At 59.4% G+C, this 14,973-nt stretch carries 14 protein-coding genes; 2 read left to right on the top strand and 12 right to left on the bottom strand.

What is annotated here, in order from left to right:
- Positions 1-7: 7 nt before the first annotated feature.
- The 8 genes from acpP to J9885_RS08185 form a co-directional block, all read right to left on the bottom strand.
- Positions 8-244 carry an acyl carrier protein gene (acpP, locus tag J9885_RS08220; protein WP_005300909.1) on the bottom strand — a complete coding sequence of 79 codons (237 nt, stop codon included), beginning with the start codon at positions 242-244 and terminating at the stop codon, positions 8-10.
- 157 nt (positions 245-401) lie between these two features.
- A complete protein-coding gene (gene fabG / locus J9885_RS08215; protein ID WP_210548744.1) occupies positions 402-1,136 on the bottom strand; it encodes a 3-oxoacyl-ACP reductase FabG in 735 nt (244 codons plus the stop codon).
- 13 nt (positions 1,137-1,149) lie between these two features.
- Positions 1,150-2,085, bottom strand: coding sequence for an ACP S-malonyltransferase (fabD, locus tag J9885_RS08210; protein WP_210548742.1), 936 nt, complete (start codon positions 2,083-2,085; stop codon positions 1,150-1,152).
- Positions 2,086-2,151: 66 nt separating this feature from the next.
- A complete protein-coding gene (locus J9885_RS08205; RefSeq protein ID WP_043760500.1) occupies positions 2,152-3,111 on the bottom strand; it encodes a beta-ketoacyl-ACP synthase III in 960 nt (319 codons plus the stop codon).
- A 6-nt stretch (positions 3,112-3,117) separates the two neighbouring features.
- A complete protein-coding gene (gene plsX, locus J9885_RS08200) occupies positions 3,118-4,137 on the bottom strand; it encodes a phosphate acyltransferase PlsX (RefSeq protein WP_210548740.1) in 1,020 nt (339 codons plus the stop codon).
- A 9-nt stretch (positions 4,138-4,146) separates the two neighbouring features.
- Entirely contained in the window at positions 4,147-4,314 is a 168-nt protein-coding gene (gene rpmF, locus J9885_RS08195; RefSeq protein ID WP_005300935.1) for a 50S ribosomal protein L32, read from the bottom strand.
- 20 nt (positions 4,315-4,334) lie between these two features.
- Entirely contained in the window at positions 4,335-4,856 is a 522-nt protein-coding gene (gene yceD, locus J9885_RS08190) for a 23S rRNA accumulation protein YceD (protein WP_029314532.1), read from the bottom strand.
- A 195-nt stretch (positions 4,857-5,051) separates the two neighbouring features.
- Positions 5,052-5,708 carry an START domain-containing protein gene (locus tag J9885_RS08185; RefSeq protein WP_210548738.1) on the bottom strand — a complete coding sequence of 219 codons (657 nt, stop codon included), beginning with the start codon at positions 5,706-5,708 and terminating at the stop codon, positions 5,052-5,054.
- A gap of 172 nt (positions 5,709-5,880) precedes the next feature.
- Between J9885_RS08185 and J9885_RS08180 the strand changes: the two genes are divergently transcribed.
- Positions 5,881-6,462: a nucleoside triphosphate pyrophosphatase gene (locus J9885_RS08180; protein ID WP_282598283.1), complete on the top strand. Its 582-nt coding sequence runs from the start codon at positions 5,881-5,883 to the stop codon at positions 6,460-6,462.
- 52 nt (positions 6,463-6,514) lie between these two features.
- Here the strand turns inward: J9885_RS08180 and rluC are convergent, their stop codons facing one another.
- Entirely contained in the window at positions 6,515-7,459 is a 945-nt protein-coding gene (gene rluC, locus J9885_RS08175) for a 23S rRNA pseudouridine(955/2504/2580) synthase RluC (protein ID WP_210548736.1), read from the bottom strand.
- 414 nt (positions 7,460-7,873) lie between these two features.
- Between rluC and rne the strand changes: the two genes are divergently transcribed.
- Positions 7,874-11,011 carry a ribonuclease E gene (gene rne, locus J9885_RS08170; RefSeq protein WP_210548735.1) on the top strand — a complete coding sequence of 1,046 codons (3,138 nt, stop codon included), beginning with the start codon at positions 7,874-7,876 and terminating at the stop codon, positions 11,009-11,011.
- Positions 11,012-11,787: 776 nt separating this feature from the next.
- Here rne and J9885_RS08165 read toward each other — a convergent pair.
- The 3 genes from J9885_RS08165 to udk all read right to left on the bottom strand — a co-directional run bounded on the left by J9885_RS08165 (position 11,788) and on the right by udk (position 14,872).
- Positions 11,788-13,260, bottom strand: coding sequence for an inorganic phosphate transporter (locus tag J9885_RS08165; protein ID WP_210548734.1), 1,473 nt, complete (start codon positions 13,258-13,260; stop codon positions 11,788-11,790).
- Between the two features lie 322 nt (positions 13,261-13,582).
- Positions 13,583-14,164 (bottom strand): dCTP deaminase, encoded by a 582-nt coding sequence (gene dcd / locus J9885_RS08160; protein WP_043760526.1) that lies wholly within the window; start codon positions 14,162-14,164, stop codon positions 13,583-13,585.
- Positions 14,165-14,227: 63 nt separating this feature from the next.
- Positions 14,228-14,872, bottom strand: coding sequence for a uridine kinase (udk, locus tag J9885_RS08155; protein WP_210548733.1), 645 nt, complete (start codon positions 14,870-14,872; stop codon positions 14,228-14,230).
- Between the last annotated feature and the right edge of the window lie 101 nt (positions 14,873-14,973).

The following is a 14,973-nucleotide window of genomic DNA, read 5'->3' as shown; positions in this document are numbered from 1 at the left end:
CAGGAACTTATTCCTGATTAGCGGTGATGTAGTCGATAGCCGCTTGAACAGTGGTGATCTTCTCGGCTTCTTCATCAGGAATTTCGGTATCGAATTCTTCTTCCAGCGCCATTACCAGTTCAACGGTATCCAAAGAGTCAGCGCCCAGGTCGTCGACGAAGGAAGCAGCGTTTTTCACGTCTTCTTCTTTAACACCCAGTTGTTCGATGATGATTTTCTTTACGCGTTCTTCGATGTTGCTCATGACCTGAATTTTCCTTTAAAAATACGCTATTGCGTCTGGTTGGGGTAGTGTATTCAATTGACGTGAGTTTGCAAGTGACTTGCCGCTGGTCAAACCACGAAATGTGCCAAACTTCGGCGTATTATCGCAAATTTGAACAGAACTCACGACAAATTGATTACACCATGTACATCCCGCCATTAACATGCAGGGTTTCGCCGGTAATATAGGCGGCATCATCCGATGCCAAGAATACCACAGCGGCAGCAATTTCCTTCGGATCGCCCAGACGGGCGGCAGGTACCTGATTCATGATGCCGGCGCGCTGCTCTTCGTTGAGCGCCTTGGTCATGTCGGTTTCGATAAAACCGGGGGCAACCGCATTCACCGTGATGCCACGGGATGCCACTTCACGGGCCAGTGACTTGGTGAAGCCAACCAGACCCGCCTTGGCAGCAGCATAGTTGACCTGGCCGGCGTTACCCATGGTACCGACCACGGAGCCGATGCTGATGATACGGCCGTTACGCTTCTTCATCATGGCGCGCAATACCGGCTTGCTGAGGCGGTACAGGGAGGTGAGATTGGTGTCGATGATCTCGTTCCACTCGTCATCCTTCATCCGCATCAGCAGGTTGTCGCGGGTGATGCCGGCGTTGTTGATCAGGATGTCGATCTCACCGAAACGCTCCTTGATGGCGGCGAAGACGGCTTCGATGGATTCCTGGCTGGTCACGTTCAGCGCCATGCCGCAGCCCTGCTCGCCCAGATAGGCGCTGATGGCGTCGGCACCGCTCTCGCTGGTCGCCGTGCCCACGACTTTTGCACCACGGGCCGCAAATGTCTCGGCAATCGCACGACCGATACCACGACTGGCACCGGTGACCAACACAACCTTATCGGTAAAACTCATGACTTGCTCCTGTTTACTTGATCTGGGCCAGCGCCTGCTCGAATGAGGCGGCGTCGTTGGCGTGAATGCCTTCCACGCGCGCATCGATGCGCTTGGCCAGCCCGGTCAGCACCTTGCCCGGCCCCATCTCGATCTCGAGGGTGACGCCGTCGTTGGCCATCTGCTCTACCGTCTCGGTCCAACGAACCGGACTGAACAGCTGGCGTACCAAAGCTTGCTTGATGGCGGCCGGATCCTGCTCACAGGATACGTCGACATTATTGATGACGGCGATGGCGGGAACCTTGATCTCGATCCCATCCAGCGCGGCGGCCAGTTTTTCGGCGGCCGGTTTCATCAGGGCGCAGTGGGACGGCACGGAAACCGGCAGCGGCAGCGCGCGTTTGGCACCGGATTCCTTCATCAGCACGTTGGCGCGCTCGACCGCCTCTTTGTGGCCGGCGATGACCACCTGGCCCGGGGAGTTGAAGTTCACCGGGGAGACCACCTGGCCCTGTGCCGCTTTCTCGCAGTTGGCAGCGATGCTCTCATTGTCCAGGCCGATGATGGCGGCCATGGCACCGGTGCCTTCCGGCACGGCTTCCTGCATGGCAAGACCGCGCAGCTCGACCAGCTTGACGGCATCGCTAAAGGCCAGTGCGCCACTGCACACCAGGGCGGAGTATTCCCCCAGGCTGTGACCGGCCATGACGGCAGGGGTTGCCCCGCCCTGCTGTTGCCACAGGCGCCACAGGGCAACAGAGGCGGTCAAGAGCGCCGGCTGGGTGCGCCAGGTCTTGTTCAGATCCTCGGCCGGCCCTTCCATTACCAGGGCAAACAGGTCATAACCCAGCACCTGGCTCGCCTCGGCGAAGGTCTCTTTAATCACGGCGTGTTGCTCGGCCAGCTCGGCCAGCATGCCGACGCTCTGGGAGCCTTGTCCCGGGAAGGCAATGGCAAATCGGGTCATCATTGATTCCTTTAAGGTAAGACGAATTTGGGAAGCGGGCGCCCGAGGACCGGGCGCCGCTCGTTATCAGAGGCGAACCAGCGCGGAGCCCCAGGCAAAACCGCCGCCGAAGGCTTCCAGCAATACCAGCTGGCCGGGTTTGATGCGACCGTCGCGCACCCCTTCATCGAAGGCGATGGGCACGGAGGCGGCAGAGGTGTTGCCGTGGCGGTCCAGGGTCAGGATCACCTTGTCGAGCCCCATGCCGAGTTTCTTGGCGGTGGCGTTGATGATGCGGAAGTTGGCCTGATGAGGCACCAGCCAGTCCAGCTCGCTCGGATCGATGTTGGCGGCGGCCAGTGTTTCGGTCACGATCTCGCTCAGGCGCGTCACCGCGACCTTGAAGACGTCGTTCCCCTTCATGTACATGTAGGCTTCGAGCTCGGCACCCGGCATGCCACGGCGGGGTTGCGGCAACTTGAGCAGCTCGCCGTAACGGCCATCTGCGTGCAGATGGGTGGAGAGGATGCCCGGCGTCTCGCTCGCGCCGATCACCACGGCCCCTGCCCCGTCACCAAACAGGATGATGGTGCCGCGATCATCGGGATCGCACATGCGGGACAGCACGTCGGCACCCACCACCAGGACGTGGCGGGCTGCACCGGATTTGACGAACTGATCGGCGATGGCGAGGGCATACGTAAAGCCGGCACAGGCGGCGGCGACGTCAAAAGCCGGGATCCCCGGCACCTCGAGCAGCCCCTGCAGTTCGCAGGCGGCGGCAGGGAAGGCATTCTCCGCACTGGTGGTGGCCAGCACTATCATGTCCAGATCGGCCGCAGTCAGACCCGCGGCGTCCAGCGCCCGCAAGGCCGCCTGATGAGAAAGGGTGGCGACGGTTTCGTCGTTGCCCGCGATGCGGCGTTCACGGATCCCGGTGCGTTCCACGATCCATTCGTCACTGGTCTCAACCATCTGCTCAAGATCGGCGTTGGTACGAACCGAACTCGGCAGATAACTGCCAGTACCCAGAATTTTGCTATGCATAGAGTTTTATAAATCCCTGTCGGAAAAGACAGATTCAAGGCGATCTGCTATCTGCAACGGAAGTTGATGTTTGGCTTCTTGTGCGGCAAGCAGGATCGCATGACACAGAGCGCGCCGTTCGGCCCGCCCATGGCTTTTTACCACAATGCCGCGCAATCCTAACAGACTCGCGCCATTATACTGGTCGGGGTTCAGGTAAGAAAAACGCCGTTTGAACATAAATCCGGCGAGTCGGCCAAGAATACTGCGTTTTTTGCGAGGATATCCGGCCAGTTCGGCCATCATGCGCACAACGCCCTCGGCAGTCTTGAGCGCCACGTTGCCGACAAAACCGTCGCAGACGATGACATCACAGTCGCCACTGAAGATCCTGTCCCCCTCGATAAAACCGGCAAAATTGAGGGCGCGGCACTGGCGCAGCAGCTCGGCGCTGTGGCGAACCAGGTCGTTGCCCTTGATCTCCTCCTCCCCCACGTTGAGCAGCGCCACCCGGGGGGAAGCTATGCCTTCGACCTTCTCCGCGACCACGGCCCCCATCACCGCAAATTGCAGCAGGGTATCGGCATCGCAGCTCACGTTCGCCCCCAGATCCAGCATCACGGTGCGCTTGCCATTCACGGTCGGCAGCGCCTTGATGAGGGCGGGTCGGTTGACCCCGGGCAGGGACTTGAGCACGCACTTGGCCATGGCCATCAGGGCGCCGGTGTTGCCGGCACTGACACAGGCGTCGGCGGCGCCGCTCTTGACCAAGTCCAGGGTCACGCGCATGGAAGAGTCTTTCAGGGTGCGCAGCGCCACGATCGGCTTTTCGCCCATTCCCACCACCTGGGAGGCATGCACGAGTCGAACACGGGGATGATTCAGCAAGCCATGTTGCTGCAGCAGAGGAGCGGTCTGGTGTTGGTCACCGACCAGGACAAGATGTAGCTGGGGCAGAAGAGACAGTGCCTGCACGGCGGCAGGCACTGTTTCCGAGGGGCCAATATCACCCCCCATTATGTCTAGCGCGACAGTTTGCGTAGACAAAGGCAATCCTTAAGCGATTACCTTTTTACCGCGGTAGAAACCATCGGCAGTCACGTGGTGACGACGATGAATTTCGCCACTGGTCTGATCAACAGTCAGGGCTGCAGTGGTCAGCGCATCGTGGGAACGACGCATGCCACGCTTGGCGCGGGTTTTACGGTTCTGTTGTACGGCCATGGTAGGCTAACTCCTAAAATTCACTTACGTTTGAGCGCTTCAAGAACTGCAAAGGGATTCGGCCGCTCATCAGCAGGTTCGATTTCACCCCAGGTCATCTCCATGTTTCCTCGCGGGCAGACATCCACTGGATGCATGGCCACCTGAGGCAACGAGAGGATGAGTTCATCCTCCAGGATTTGATGAAGATCTATCTCGCCGTTTTCGTCCAACTCAATGGGCTCATAAGCTTCCGGCAGTTCTTCCTCGTTTGTCCTTTCGAACAGCGGAGTGTAGATAAAACTAGCTTCACAAAGGTGTTCAAACGTCTCTCCACAACGCTGGCAAACCAGGTCGACCTTGGCATGGGCAGTGCCTTTCATAACGGTCAACTTCTGGACATCTTTGCCAAAGTGCAGGGTGACATCCACATCACTTCGCAAGCCTTCGGTTGATTCCTCCAGCCTGGGCATCTGCGACTTTTCCACTATCCCGACATAATCGAGTAGCTTCAAGGCATTACGGACTGGATCAACCTTAACGGGCAACTTCACCTTTTGCATAGGGCGCGAATATTATAGGTCCAACAAGGGATAGTCAAAGGAAAAAGTCCTTACCGCCGATGATTTTAACTGCACAGGCCCCTGCGGGCAGGAACTTGTGTTCATCGGTGGCCGATTATGCCACAAGCCGCAGGATCCCGCACAGGATCCTGCATCGCCAGAGCGAGGACGGGCCATGGCCCCTCCCCTCCTCCCTCAGGAAATATCGTGACAGCGCTGGCCACCGCCGAGTAAACGTTGCGAGGGGGCAACCCTGGGCTGCTCTTCCATCAGGCGCCGTATGGCTTGAAAACTCTCCATGGCGGCCTTGATGGCCATGGAATTGACCAGCCAGCCAGGCAGGTTGTTGCCCGGATTGGTGTAGGTTTCGAGCCGGATCAGGGTAGTGCCATCCGCTCTGGGCCTGGCTTCCCAGCGACCTGAACTCTCCCGGATCCGGGCCAGCCCGTGATGCAGCGGCAAGGCATCCGGCTCTGCCCAGACCTCGAGCGTCAATCCGCAGTCGGCACTCCTGATCAGATGAGAGCGGGTGATCAGCTCCCTGTCCTGCACCGGCCAGGGGGCATGCAGCCGGGTGTAAACCAGATCGTCATCGGGACCTGACTTTGCCAATAGCCGCACCTCACGGCTCTGGGGCAACCACTCCCGGTGGCGCGCCGTGTTGCGCAGCACGGCCAGCAGCGCGGCCGGCTCGGCCCTGACGATCATCTCCAGACGCAGCGCCAGAAAAGCGGCTGGAGGGCGTGGCTGGGTCCAGAGCAGGATCCCCCCTTCCCCCTGGCGGTATTGCCATCCCGCGCCCCAGGCGGTGAAGGAGAACAACATCAGGATCAGCACCGCGTATCTCGTCATCTCACCTCGCCCTCGTCATGTCGTCCCTGTGTCATTCTTGACCGCCGGCGTGCAAGCTTCCAGCTCAGAGGCTGTCACCACCGCTCATGGGCCCATGCCGGGGGATATTTGCGCCGACCGTTGCCCGAAGATAGAATCAAGCAATTGATTTATAAATGGATATCCCTAGAAGATGCAAATGCCCCTGATCCTCGCCTCCACGTCACGCTATCGCAAGGCGCTGCTGGAAAAACTCGGCCTGCCGTTCCAGTGCGTCTCTCCAGAGGTGGATGAGACCCCCATTCCCGGAGAATCGGCAGAAGCCCTGGTTAGCCGGCTGGCACAGGCCAAGGCGATGGCCATTGCCGAGTGTCATGATCACGGGCTGATCATCGGGTCGGATCAGGTGTGTGTCTGTGACGGGCAGATTCTTGGCAAGCCGGGTACGGTGGAGAACGCAGTGGCCCAGCTGATGAGGGCGCAAGGCAAGCGTGTCACCTTCCTCACCGGTCTGTGCGTGATCGATGCCGCAAGCGGCCATGCCGAGCAGATGGTGGAGCCTTTCGCCGTGCATTTTCGCTCTCTGGACGAGGCCGCCATCCGCCGTTATGTGGAGGCTGAACGGCCCCTCGACTGCGCCGGCAGTTTCAAGTGCGAGGGGATGGGAATAGTACTGTTCGAGGCCTTGGAGGGACGGGATCCTAATGCGTTGATCGGCCTCCCCCTTATCGCCCTGATCAACCTGCTAGGGCGCCATGGCCTGCATCTGCCCTGAGAAGAGGGCGCGATGGCAATGGAAAACGGGAGCCTTGGCTCCCGTTCTAGTTTCAGCGTGGCAGCTTGCCGAGGAACGCCTCGAGTTCCGGTGACAGCGGCGCCTCCACCTGCATCTCCCGGTCGTCGGCGGGATGGGTGAAGCTGAGCTTCCAGGCATGCAGGAACAGCCGCTTCAAGCCCTGGGCGCGCATCTTCTCATCGAACGCCGCCTCCCCGTACTTGTCATCGCAGGCGATGGGGTGGCCAGCATGCTGGGTATGAACCCGGATCTGGTGCGTACGCCCGGTGATCGGGCTGCACTCCACCAAGGTGGCTTCGGCGAACTGGCGGGCAATCCTGAAACGGGTCTCGGACGGCTTGCCGTCACTGCTGACCCGCACCACGCGCTCGCCGGACTGCAGATCGTTCTTGCGCAGCGGGGCATTAATGACCTTGACGTGGGGCTGCCACTGACCACGTACCAGCGCCAGGTACTGTTTGCGCATGGTCTTGACCCGCAGCTGCTCATGCAGGCTGCGCAGAGCACTGCGCTTCTTGGCGACCAAGAGCACGCCGGAGGTATCGCGATCCAGCCGGTGCACCAGCTCGAGGAACCGGGCTTCCGGGCGCAGGGCACGCAGCCCCTCGATGACGCCAAAGGAGAGGCCGCTGCCGCCGTGCACCGCCATGCCAGACGGCTTATTTAGCACTATCATGGCGTCGTCTTCAAACAGGATCTGGCTCTCCAGACGCTGGATGCTGCCAAGATTGGCGGAGGGCAGCTCGTTCTTCTCGGCCACGCGCACAGGGGGCACCCGTACCTCGTCGCCCGTGCAGAGTTTGTACTCCGGTTTGATGCGCTTCTTGTTGACGCGAACCTCGCCTTTGCGAAGGATGCGATAGATCAGGCTCTTAGGGACGCCCTTTAACTGAGTCTTGAGAAAATTGTCGATGCGCTGCCCGTCATGCTCAGCTTCGATGGTGAGCAGCTGCACTTGTTGATGTATCTGTGTCATGGCGCGGATTTTAACACCGCCGACAGCCCTTGGCTGCATGCTTTGTTAAAAAATGGCGTCTTGCTATAAAAGTGGTTTAAATGGGATAATAAACAAGGTTTTGTCATTGTGTTCAAGCCTTGTACTAAGTGGCCAAAATGTATGCCACCCAATCCCGAAACACCGTGTATACAAGAACATGACGGTTCCCGGGTGCGAGGTACAACGCATGGAGAACGCAAACAGAACCGACGTAAATTGTCTCCACACCGGTATCCTTAATTCACGCCCTCTCGAGATGGCTGAACCAGAGTGCCCTTAGTTTGCGCCTCATGCATGCCCCAACCGGGAGGTTGCCCCAGCATGCTGAAGACCCGAGGCCGGCGCCGGCAGGACCCTGTGGAGGAATCAAAATGACAAAATAATGAGAACTCAATGAAAAGAATGCTAATCAACGCGACTCAGGAAGAGGAGTTGCGCGTAGCGCTGGTTGACGGACAACAGCTCTACGATTTGGATATTGAAAGTCCGGGGCATGAGCAGAAAAAAGCGAACATTTACAAGGGTAAAATCACCCGTGTAGAACCCAGTCTCGAAGCTGCTTTTGTCGACTATGGCGCCGAGCGCCACGGTTTCCTGCCGTTGAAGGAAATCGCCCGCAATTACTTCCCCTCCGGTTACTCCTATCAGGGTCGTCCCAACATCAAAGAAGTGGTCCGCGAAGGCCAGGAAGTCATCGTCCAGATCGACAAGGAAGAGCGTGGCACCAAGGGTGCGGCCCTCACCACCTTCATCAGTCTGGCCGGCAGCTACCTGGTGCTGATGCCGAACAACCCCCGTGCCGGCGGCATTTCCCGTCGCATCGAGGGTGACGAGCGGACTGAACTGAAAGAAGCCCTGAGTGGTCTGACCGTGCCGGACGGCATGGGCCTCATCGTGCGTACCGCCGGTGTCGGCAAGTCCCCGGAAGAGCTGGAATGGGATCTGAACGTTCTGCTGAACCACTGGGACTCCATCCACAAGGCGTCACAGAATCGCTCCGCGCCGGTGCTCATCCATCAGGAGAGCAACGTGATCGTGCGCGCCATTCGTGACTACCTGCGCCGCGATGTGGGCGAGATCCTGATCGACAATCCGGTCATCTTCGAACGTGCCAAGTCGCATATCGAGCTGGTTCGTCCCGATTTCCTCAATCGCGTGAAGCTGTACAAGGGTGACGTCGCCCTGTTCAACCACTTCCAGATCGAGAGCCAGATCGAGTCGGCCTTCCAGCGTGAAGTGCGTCTGCCCTCCGGCGGCAGCATCGTGATCGATCCGACCGAGGCGCTGACCTCCATCGATATCAACTCCTCCCGCGCCACCAAGGGCGGCGATATCGAAGAGACCGCGCTGCAGACCAACCTGGAAGCGGCCGACGAGATTGCCCGTCAATTGCGTCTGCGCGACCTGGGGGGTCTGATTGTCATCGACTTCATTGACATGACCCCGGTTCGCCATCAGCGCGAGGTGGAAAACCGCCTGCGTGAAGCGGTGCATCAGGACCGTGCCCGCATCCAGCTGGGGCGTATCTCCCGCTTCGGTCTGCTGGAGATGTCCCGTCAGCGTCTGCGTCCCTCCCTCAACGAGTCCAGCAGCCATATCTGCCCCCGTTGCCAGGGTCAGGGGGTAATCCGTGACAACGAATCCCTCGCCCTGTCTATCCTGCGCCTCATCGAAGAAGAGGCCATGAAGGACAACACCGAGCAGGTGCATGCCCAGGTCCCGGTCGATGTTGCCGCCTATCTGCTCAACGAGAAGCGCACCTCCATCGCCAACCTGGAACAGCGCAATGATGTGCGTGTCTACATCATTCCGAACCAGCACCTGGAAACGCCTCACTACGAAGTGACCCGCATCCGTCAGAACGAAATACCGGAAGCGGCCAGCTACGAGCTCAAGACCGAGATTGCCAAGCCGGTGTACCAGCCGCGCCAGGCTCAGGTCATCGAGCGTGAGCAGCCCCTGCTGCAAGGCTTCGCACAGGCTCCCCAGCCTGTCGTCCCCGTCGCCGCGCCAGCACCTGTTGCCGCTCCGGCACCGGTCGAAACCGGTCTGTTTGGCAAGCTGGTCAAGGCCATTTCCGGTCTGTTCGGCTCTTCCACCGATGGCGCCCCTGCCGAGGTGAAGGCTCCTGCCGAGAAACCGGCTGCCCAGCGCGAAGCGCGCAAGGACGAAGGCCATCGCCATCAACGCGACGAGTCTCGCAGCCGCGGTCAGCGTGGTCGTCGTGACGACAATCGCGGCAACCGCAGTGCCGAGGCCGGTGAGAAGCGCGAAGGCGCTGCCAGCCGCGAGAGCGGTGATCGCAATCGCCGTCCGCGCAAAGAACGTGAGCCTCGTCAAGAGCGGGAACCGCGTCAGGAACGTGAAGTGCGCAACGAACAGCGCATGGAGCGTGAGCCCCGCGAGCCCCGTCAGGAACGTGAACCGCGCACCCCGCGTCCGGCCCGCGAGCCCCGTGCCCCGCGTGAGCCCCGTGCCGAGGTCGTGGTTGAAGCGCTCGATACCGTAGAGACCGCCGTTGCCAGCGCAGAGCCGCGCCAGGAAAAAGAGCAGAAAGTGGCCGAACGCCGCGAACGTCGCCAGCTGCGCAAGCAGATCCGCGTCGATGTCGCCGCCGACACCCCTGCCCTGCCCGTAGACGAGCTGGCTGCTGATGTTGCCGAAGTACACGCCGTTGCCGCTGAGCAACAAGAGGAGCAGGGTGAAGGCCAGCGCCGTTCCCGCCGTACTCCTCGCAATCAGCGCATCGAGGGTCAACGTCGCAAGCGCATCAACGAGGAAGCGCGTGGTCAGCGTGATGACGAAGCCCAGGGCGAAGTACAACTGACTGCCGCCGCTCAGGCCGACGCAGCGCAGGTGAAGGTGGAAGAGCCTGCCGTTCCTGTCATCACCATCCCGAGCGCGGAAGCCGTGGCTGCCGCACTGCAGGCTTCCGCCGCGCTGACCGAGCACGTGGTTGCTGAAGTTGTTGCCGAAGAAGCTGCTGAGCAGGCACAAGCCGCACAGGTTGCCGAGTCTGCCACCGTCGAGGCTGCCGCGCAGGTTGAACCTGTCGTTGCTACCCCTGTGGTCGTGGAAGCCGCCGCCGAGGTGGTTGCTGCCGAGCCTGCGGTTGTCGATGTGGAGACCAAGGCCGAGGAAGCCCCACAAAGCGAAGCCGTCGTGGCCGAATCCGTGGCTGACGACGTCACCAACGTGGACGCAGCGCCTGCCGTGGTCGCCGAGCCGGTTGCTCCCGTAGCGCCAGCCGATGCCGAAGTTTCCGCCAAGGCATCTGCCGCAGCAGAGCCCGAAGCCGTCGTTGAAGCCGCCGAGCCTGTGACCCAGGTCGTGAGCAAGGGGGCCGGTGTATTGGCCCGCGCTCGCAAGGCCTCTGCTCCCATGGCAACCCCGGCTGCGGCCCCCGAGCCGACGCCTCGCGAGCCGGTTGAATACGCTCCTCTGGTGCGTAGCGCGGTCGCGACCTCCGGTCGTCACGGTGGCAGCACCTCTGCCAGCAACGTGGCAACCAGCCCGGCCGGTCGCCCCTGAGCTAACTCGCTAGCCTGACAAAAGAGCCACACAATGTGTGGCTCTTTTTTTTGACTGGTAAATACCATTTTAGCTGTGCCCTGCTTTCTTCAGGGTTCTCTGGTGCTCAGAGAAACCAGACCTCCATCGCGTGAGTACCCAACCAAACATCCCACGCTTGTTGCCAGTCTTCAAAGTATCCCTGACAGATGTTCATTCTCCGCACATATTGATGCCTCGCCTTTTCCTTGTCCCCCGAACCGTTGGCAGCGCCCTGGCGCTTCATCAGCCCACCCGATATTGTACCACCGCTCAGCCGGGCTAGAGCAGTGGCCTGCGAACGACCAAGCATTTATTTCGCGCAATGCCGAACCCTATCTTCGCAATCTGGAGCGGGCACATCCCTGGAGGACGTATCCGAGGGGTATCTGCCCTCTCATCAACGCACCTCCCCCGCGCTTGCCGTGCTTTTTCTCTTATTGGCTACGAGGGTGTTTTGAGGAAAACATGAGGGTTAAGGTGGGAGACCTTGGTTATTAAAAATCTAGTTTGATGGCATATAGAGTCTTATGTCGAAGATATAGGAGAAGCGAGATTTCATGGCGTGTGTGGTCGGGCTATCAACCCTGGTAGGCCAACCATTACAGCCAGTTTCTTGCATAGCCTCTGATAACCGCTGAACCCACATAATGAAGCCAGCGAGCCTCCCCCTGACATCCTCCAAATACCCCAAGACTCTTTCCGGGACAAGAAAAAAGGGCCCGCAGGCCCTTTAAATCGCGTGTCTTATCCGGTCATCAGCCGCCGAACAGATTGTTGCTTACCAGGAACAGGCCGCCGGAGAGCAGCATGGTGAGTGGCAATGTCAGCACCCAGGCCAGCAGAATGGTCTTGATGGTCTGACTCTGCAGGCCAGACTTGTTGGCCACCATGGTTCCCGCCACCGCAGAAGAGAGGATGTGGGTGGTGGAAACCGGCATGCCGGTCAGACTGGCTACCCCGATGGAGGCGGCTGCCGTGATCTGGGCGGCAATGCCCTGGCTGTAGGTCATGCCGGAAGAGCCGATCTTCTCGCCCACGGTATAGACGATGCGACGCCAGCCCACCATGGTGCCGCAGCCCAAGGCCAGAGCGATGGAGACGATGACCCAGGTCGGTGCATATTCGGCGGTGGCGGTCAGATCCTTGCGCCATTTGGCGAGATCCGTCAGCTCCTTGGCCGGCAGCGGCAACTTGGAGACCTTGCGAGCGGTATCGTCGATACACAGCAGCAGACGACGCACTTCACGGCGATCCACCAGGCTCATCTCCTCATAGGTGCGCACCTGGCCAAGACGACTGTCGAGGGTAGCCATGGCTTGCAGAGCCTCACCGGCCTCACAGTGGGTCATCAGCTCTTCCTGGGCCTTGGCCGGTACGCTGAAGTTCACCAGATGGGAGACCTGCTCTTGATTGCGCTGGTAGATCTCCATGATGCGCTGGTTGGCATCCTGGGTGCGGTCCAGATCATAGGAGCGGCTGTTCATGTCCAGGGCAAAATAGGCGGGCGCCATGCAGATCAGCACCAGCATCACCAGACCGATCCCCTTCTGACCGTCGTTGGAGCCGTGCACGAAGCTCACCCCCATGGCGGAGGCCACCAGCGTCAGACGGGCCCAGAATGGCGGGTGCTTCTTGCCATCCACCAGCAGACGCTCTTCCGGGGTCTTGTGGATCTTGCTGCCGAGCCAGATCCGCTTCATGGCGAACAGCAGCAGAGCGGCAATGATGAAGCCCACGGTGGGAGAAATAATGAGGGAAAGCATGATGTCGATGGCTTTACCGACGTTGATGCCCTCTTTCAGGGGCTGATCGCTGATCAGGGCATAGGCACCGCCTACCCCCAGGATGGAGCCGATCAGGGTGTGAGAGCTGGACGCCGGGATGCCGAAATACCAGGTCCCCAGATTCCAGACAATGGCTGAAAACAGCAGGGAGAAGACCATGATCAGGCCCTGGGTGGAGTCCATCCCCAGCAGCAGATCGATGGGCAACAGATGGACGATGGCATAGGCCACCCCCAACCCTCCGAGCATGACCCCGGCAAAGTTGAACAAGCCGGAAGCCACCACCGCCATATGGGCAGGCATCGCCTTGGTATAGATAACCGTTGCTACTGCGTTGGCGGTATCGTGGAAGCCATTGATGAACTCATAGGCCAGCACAAAAAAAACGGCCAATACCAAACCGATTGACCACCAAAAACCCAAACCACTAAACATTTCAAACATAAAAACGAACCTGTTTATGAGTTGCGGCGGATTATGCCAGAAGGCTCGATGCGCCATACCCGTTGTTGAAATATTTCAGTAAGAAAAAAAAAGGGCATTCCGACAGAAAATGTCTTAGCCCCTCTCGGAGTGAGGCTTGTCGAAGATTAATTAAAGCCCCTCACCACTCTCAACTTAAGTCTCATAAGAGGCCAATTCATCAAAAGTAGCAAGTCGACGGCCCCCCTTTTTTCATCCTGTTGCCATCGATGTCTCGCTTGTCAGACACACAAAGAGGGTGCAATTGCACCCTCTTTGTACAGGCAAGACGGGATGTGGCGGCTCAGTCCTGGTTGATCCGGCTCGCCACCGCACCTTGCTGACTCTTGTACTTGGCGTTCTCACGCTTGTTGTACGGGCGAGCCGCGGTGCCCGAGAGCATCTCGAAGTTCAGCGCACCGATCTTCATCTTGGGACGCAGGGCCAGGGGCAGCTTGCCGCCGTTGTAGAACTCCAGCACGATGCGGCCTGACCAGCCCGGATCGATGCGGTGTGCGGTCACGTGCACCATGAGACCGAGGCGCGCCAGGGAGGAGCGACCATCCAGCCAGCCGACAATATCGGCGGGCAGGGTCACGGATTCATAGGTTACCGCCAGTGCCAGCTGGCCCGGGTGCAGATAGAAGGCTTCGCCGTCGGGAATGTGGATCTCCTCGCTCATCACCCGCTCGATGGCATCGGCCATCTCGGCACTGGTGCCGCCGAGGTCGATATAAGGCGCGGTATGATCGCGAAACACCCGAAACTCGTTGCCGAGCAGCACGTCGACGCTGACGCCACTGATCCGCTCAACACCGGGTCGAGGCTCGATGACGATCTTGCCTTCATCCAGATGCCGTTCGATATCGGTATCACAAAGACGCATTGTGCGACTCTCCTGAAAAATGATTCATTTGAAAAAGCCGGGCATCACCCGGCTTGTTTTCACTCAACCAATCAGCATGTGGCGGATACGCGCCTTGAGCATGTCGATGGCGATGCGGTTCTTGCCGCCGCGGGGCACGATCACGTCCGCATATTGCTTGGACGGGTCGATAAATTGCATGAACATGGGGCGCACCGTCTTCTGGTACTGCTTGAGCACGGAGTCCATGGTACGGCCACGCTCCTGCACGTCGCGCACCAGGCGGCGCAGCAGGCAGATGTCCAGCGGGGTATCCATGAAGATGGAGGCGTCCATCAGCTCCCGCAGCCGGTTGTCGGTCAGCAGCAGGATCCCTTCCAGAATGATCACCTTGCGCGGCGCAAAGCGGGTCACTTCACTCATCCGGGTGTGTTCGGAGTAGGAGTATTGCGGGATCTCGACCCCCTCCCCCTTGAGCAGAGAACCCAGGTGCTCTACCAGCAGGCTGTGATCCATGGAGCTGGGATGGTCATAGTTGGTCTTGACCCGCTCTTCCATGGTCAGGTGGGATTGATCCTTGTAATAGCAATCCTCGGAGATGACACCGATTTCCCCAGCCCCCAATTCGGCCACCAGCTCTTCATAGATGGTTTGAGCGATAAGACTCTTGCCGGAAGCGGATGCACCAGCAATACCGATGATCACACAGGAATGTTGAGTATCAGACATTGAAAATACCTAAAGAGAAGAGCACTGGGGATTGTTTAAACCGATCCATTATATGAAAAAGGGTGGGCCATGCCCACCCCAAATCCGCCTCGCGCGGTCGA

This window comes from Aeromonas sp. SrichE-2G (assembly GCF_017939565.1).
GTDB classification, from domain to species: Bacteria; Pseudomonadota; Gammaproteobacteria; order Enterobacterales; family Aeromonadaceae; genus Aeromonas; species Aeromonas taiwanensis.
The sequence above is the reverse complement of the archived record's forward strand: the minus strand, read 5'-3'. Positions and strand labels throughout refer to the sequence as shown.

Excerpts from the sequence above, each read along its gene's own strand:
- fabD (WP_210548742.1), bottom strand. The coding sequence starts at position 2,085 with ATGACCCGATTTGCCATTGCCTTCCCGGGACAAGGCTCCCAGAGCGTC.
- J9885_RS08165 (WP_210548734.1), bottom strand. The coding sequence starts at position 13,260 with ATGTTTGAAATGTTTAGTGGTTTGGGTTTTTGGTGGTCAATCGGTTTG.
- J9885_RS08185 (WP_210548738.1), bottom strand. The coding sequence starts at position 5,708 with ATGACGAGATACGCGGTGCTGATCCTGATGTTGTTCTCCTTCACCGCC.
- J9885_RS08205 (WP_043760500.1), bottom strand. The coding sequence starts at position 3,111 with ATGCATAGCAAAATTCTGGGTACTGGCAGTTATCTGCCGAGTTCGGTT.
- rne (WP_210548735.1), top strand. The coding sequence starts at position 7,874 with ATGAAAAGAATGCTAATCAACGCGACTCAGGAAGAGGAGTTGCGCGTA.
- J9885_RS08180 (WP_282598283.1), top strand. The coding sequence starts at position 5,881 with ATGCAAATGCCCCTGATCCTCGCCTCCACGTCACGCTATCGCAAGGCG.
- udk (WP_210548733.1), bottom strand. The coding sequence starts at position 14,872 with ATGTCTGATACTCAACATTCCTGTGTGATCATCGGTATTGCTGGTGCA.
- dcd (WP_043760526.1), bottom strand. The coding sequence starts at position 14,164 with ATGCGTCTTTGTGATACCGATATCGAACGGCATCTGGATGAAGGCAAG.
- acpP (WP_005300909.1), bottom strand. The coding sequence starts at position 244 with ATGAGCAACATCGAAGAACGCGTAAAGAAAATCATCATCGAACAACTG.
- fabG (WP_210548744.1), bottom strand. The coding sequence starts at position 1,136 with ATGAGTTTTACCGATAAGGTTGTGTTGGTCACCGGTGCCAGTCGTGGT.
- yceD (WP_029314532.1), bottom strand. The coding sequence starts at position 4,856 with ATGCAAAAGGTGAAGTTGCCCGTTAAGGTTGATCCAGTCCGTAATGCC.
- rpmF (WP_005300935.1), bottom strand. The coding sequence starts at position 4,314 with ATGGCCGTACAACAGAACCGTAAAACCCGCGCCAAGCGTGGCATGCGT.
- rluC (WP_210548736.1), bottom strand. The coding sequence starts at position 7,459 with ATGACACAGATACATCAACAAGTGCAGCTGCTCACCATCGAAGCTGAG.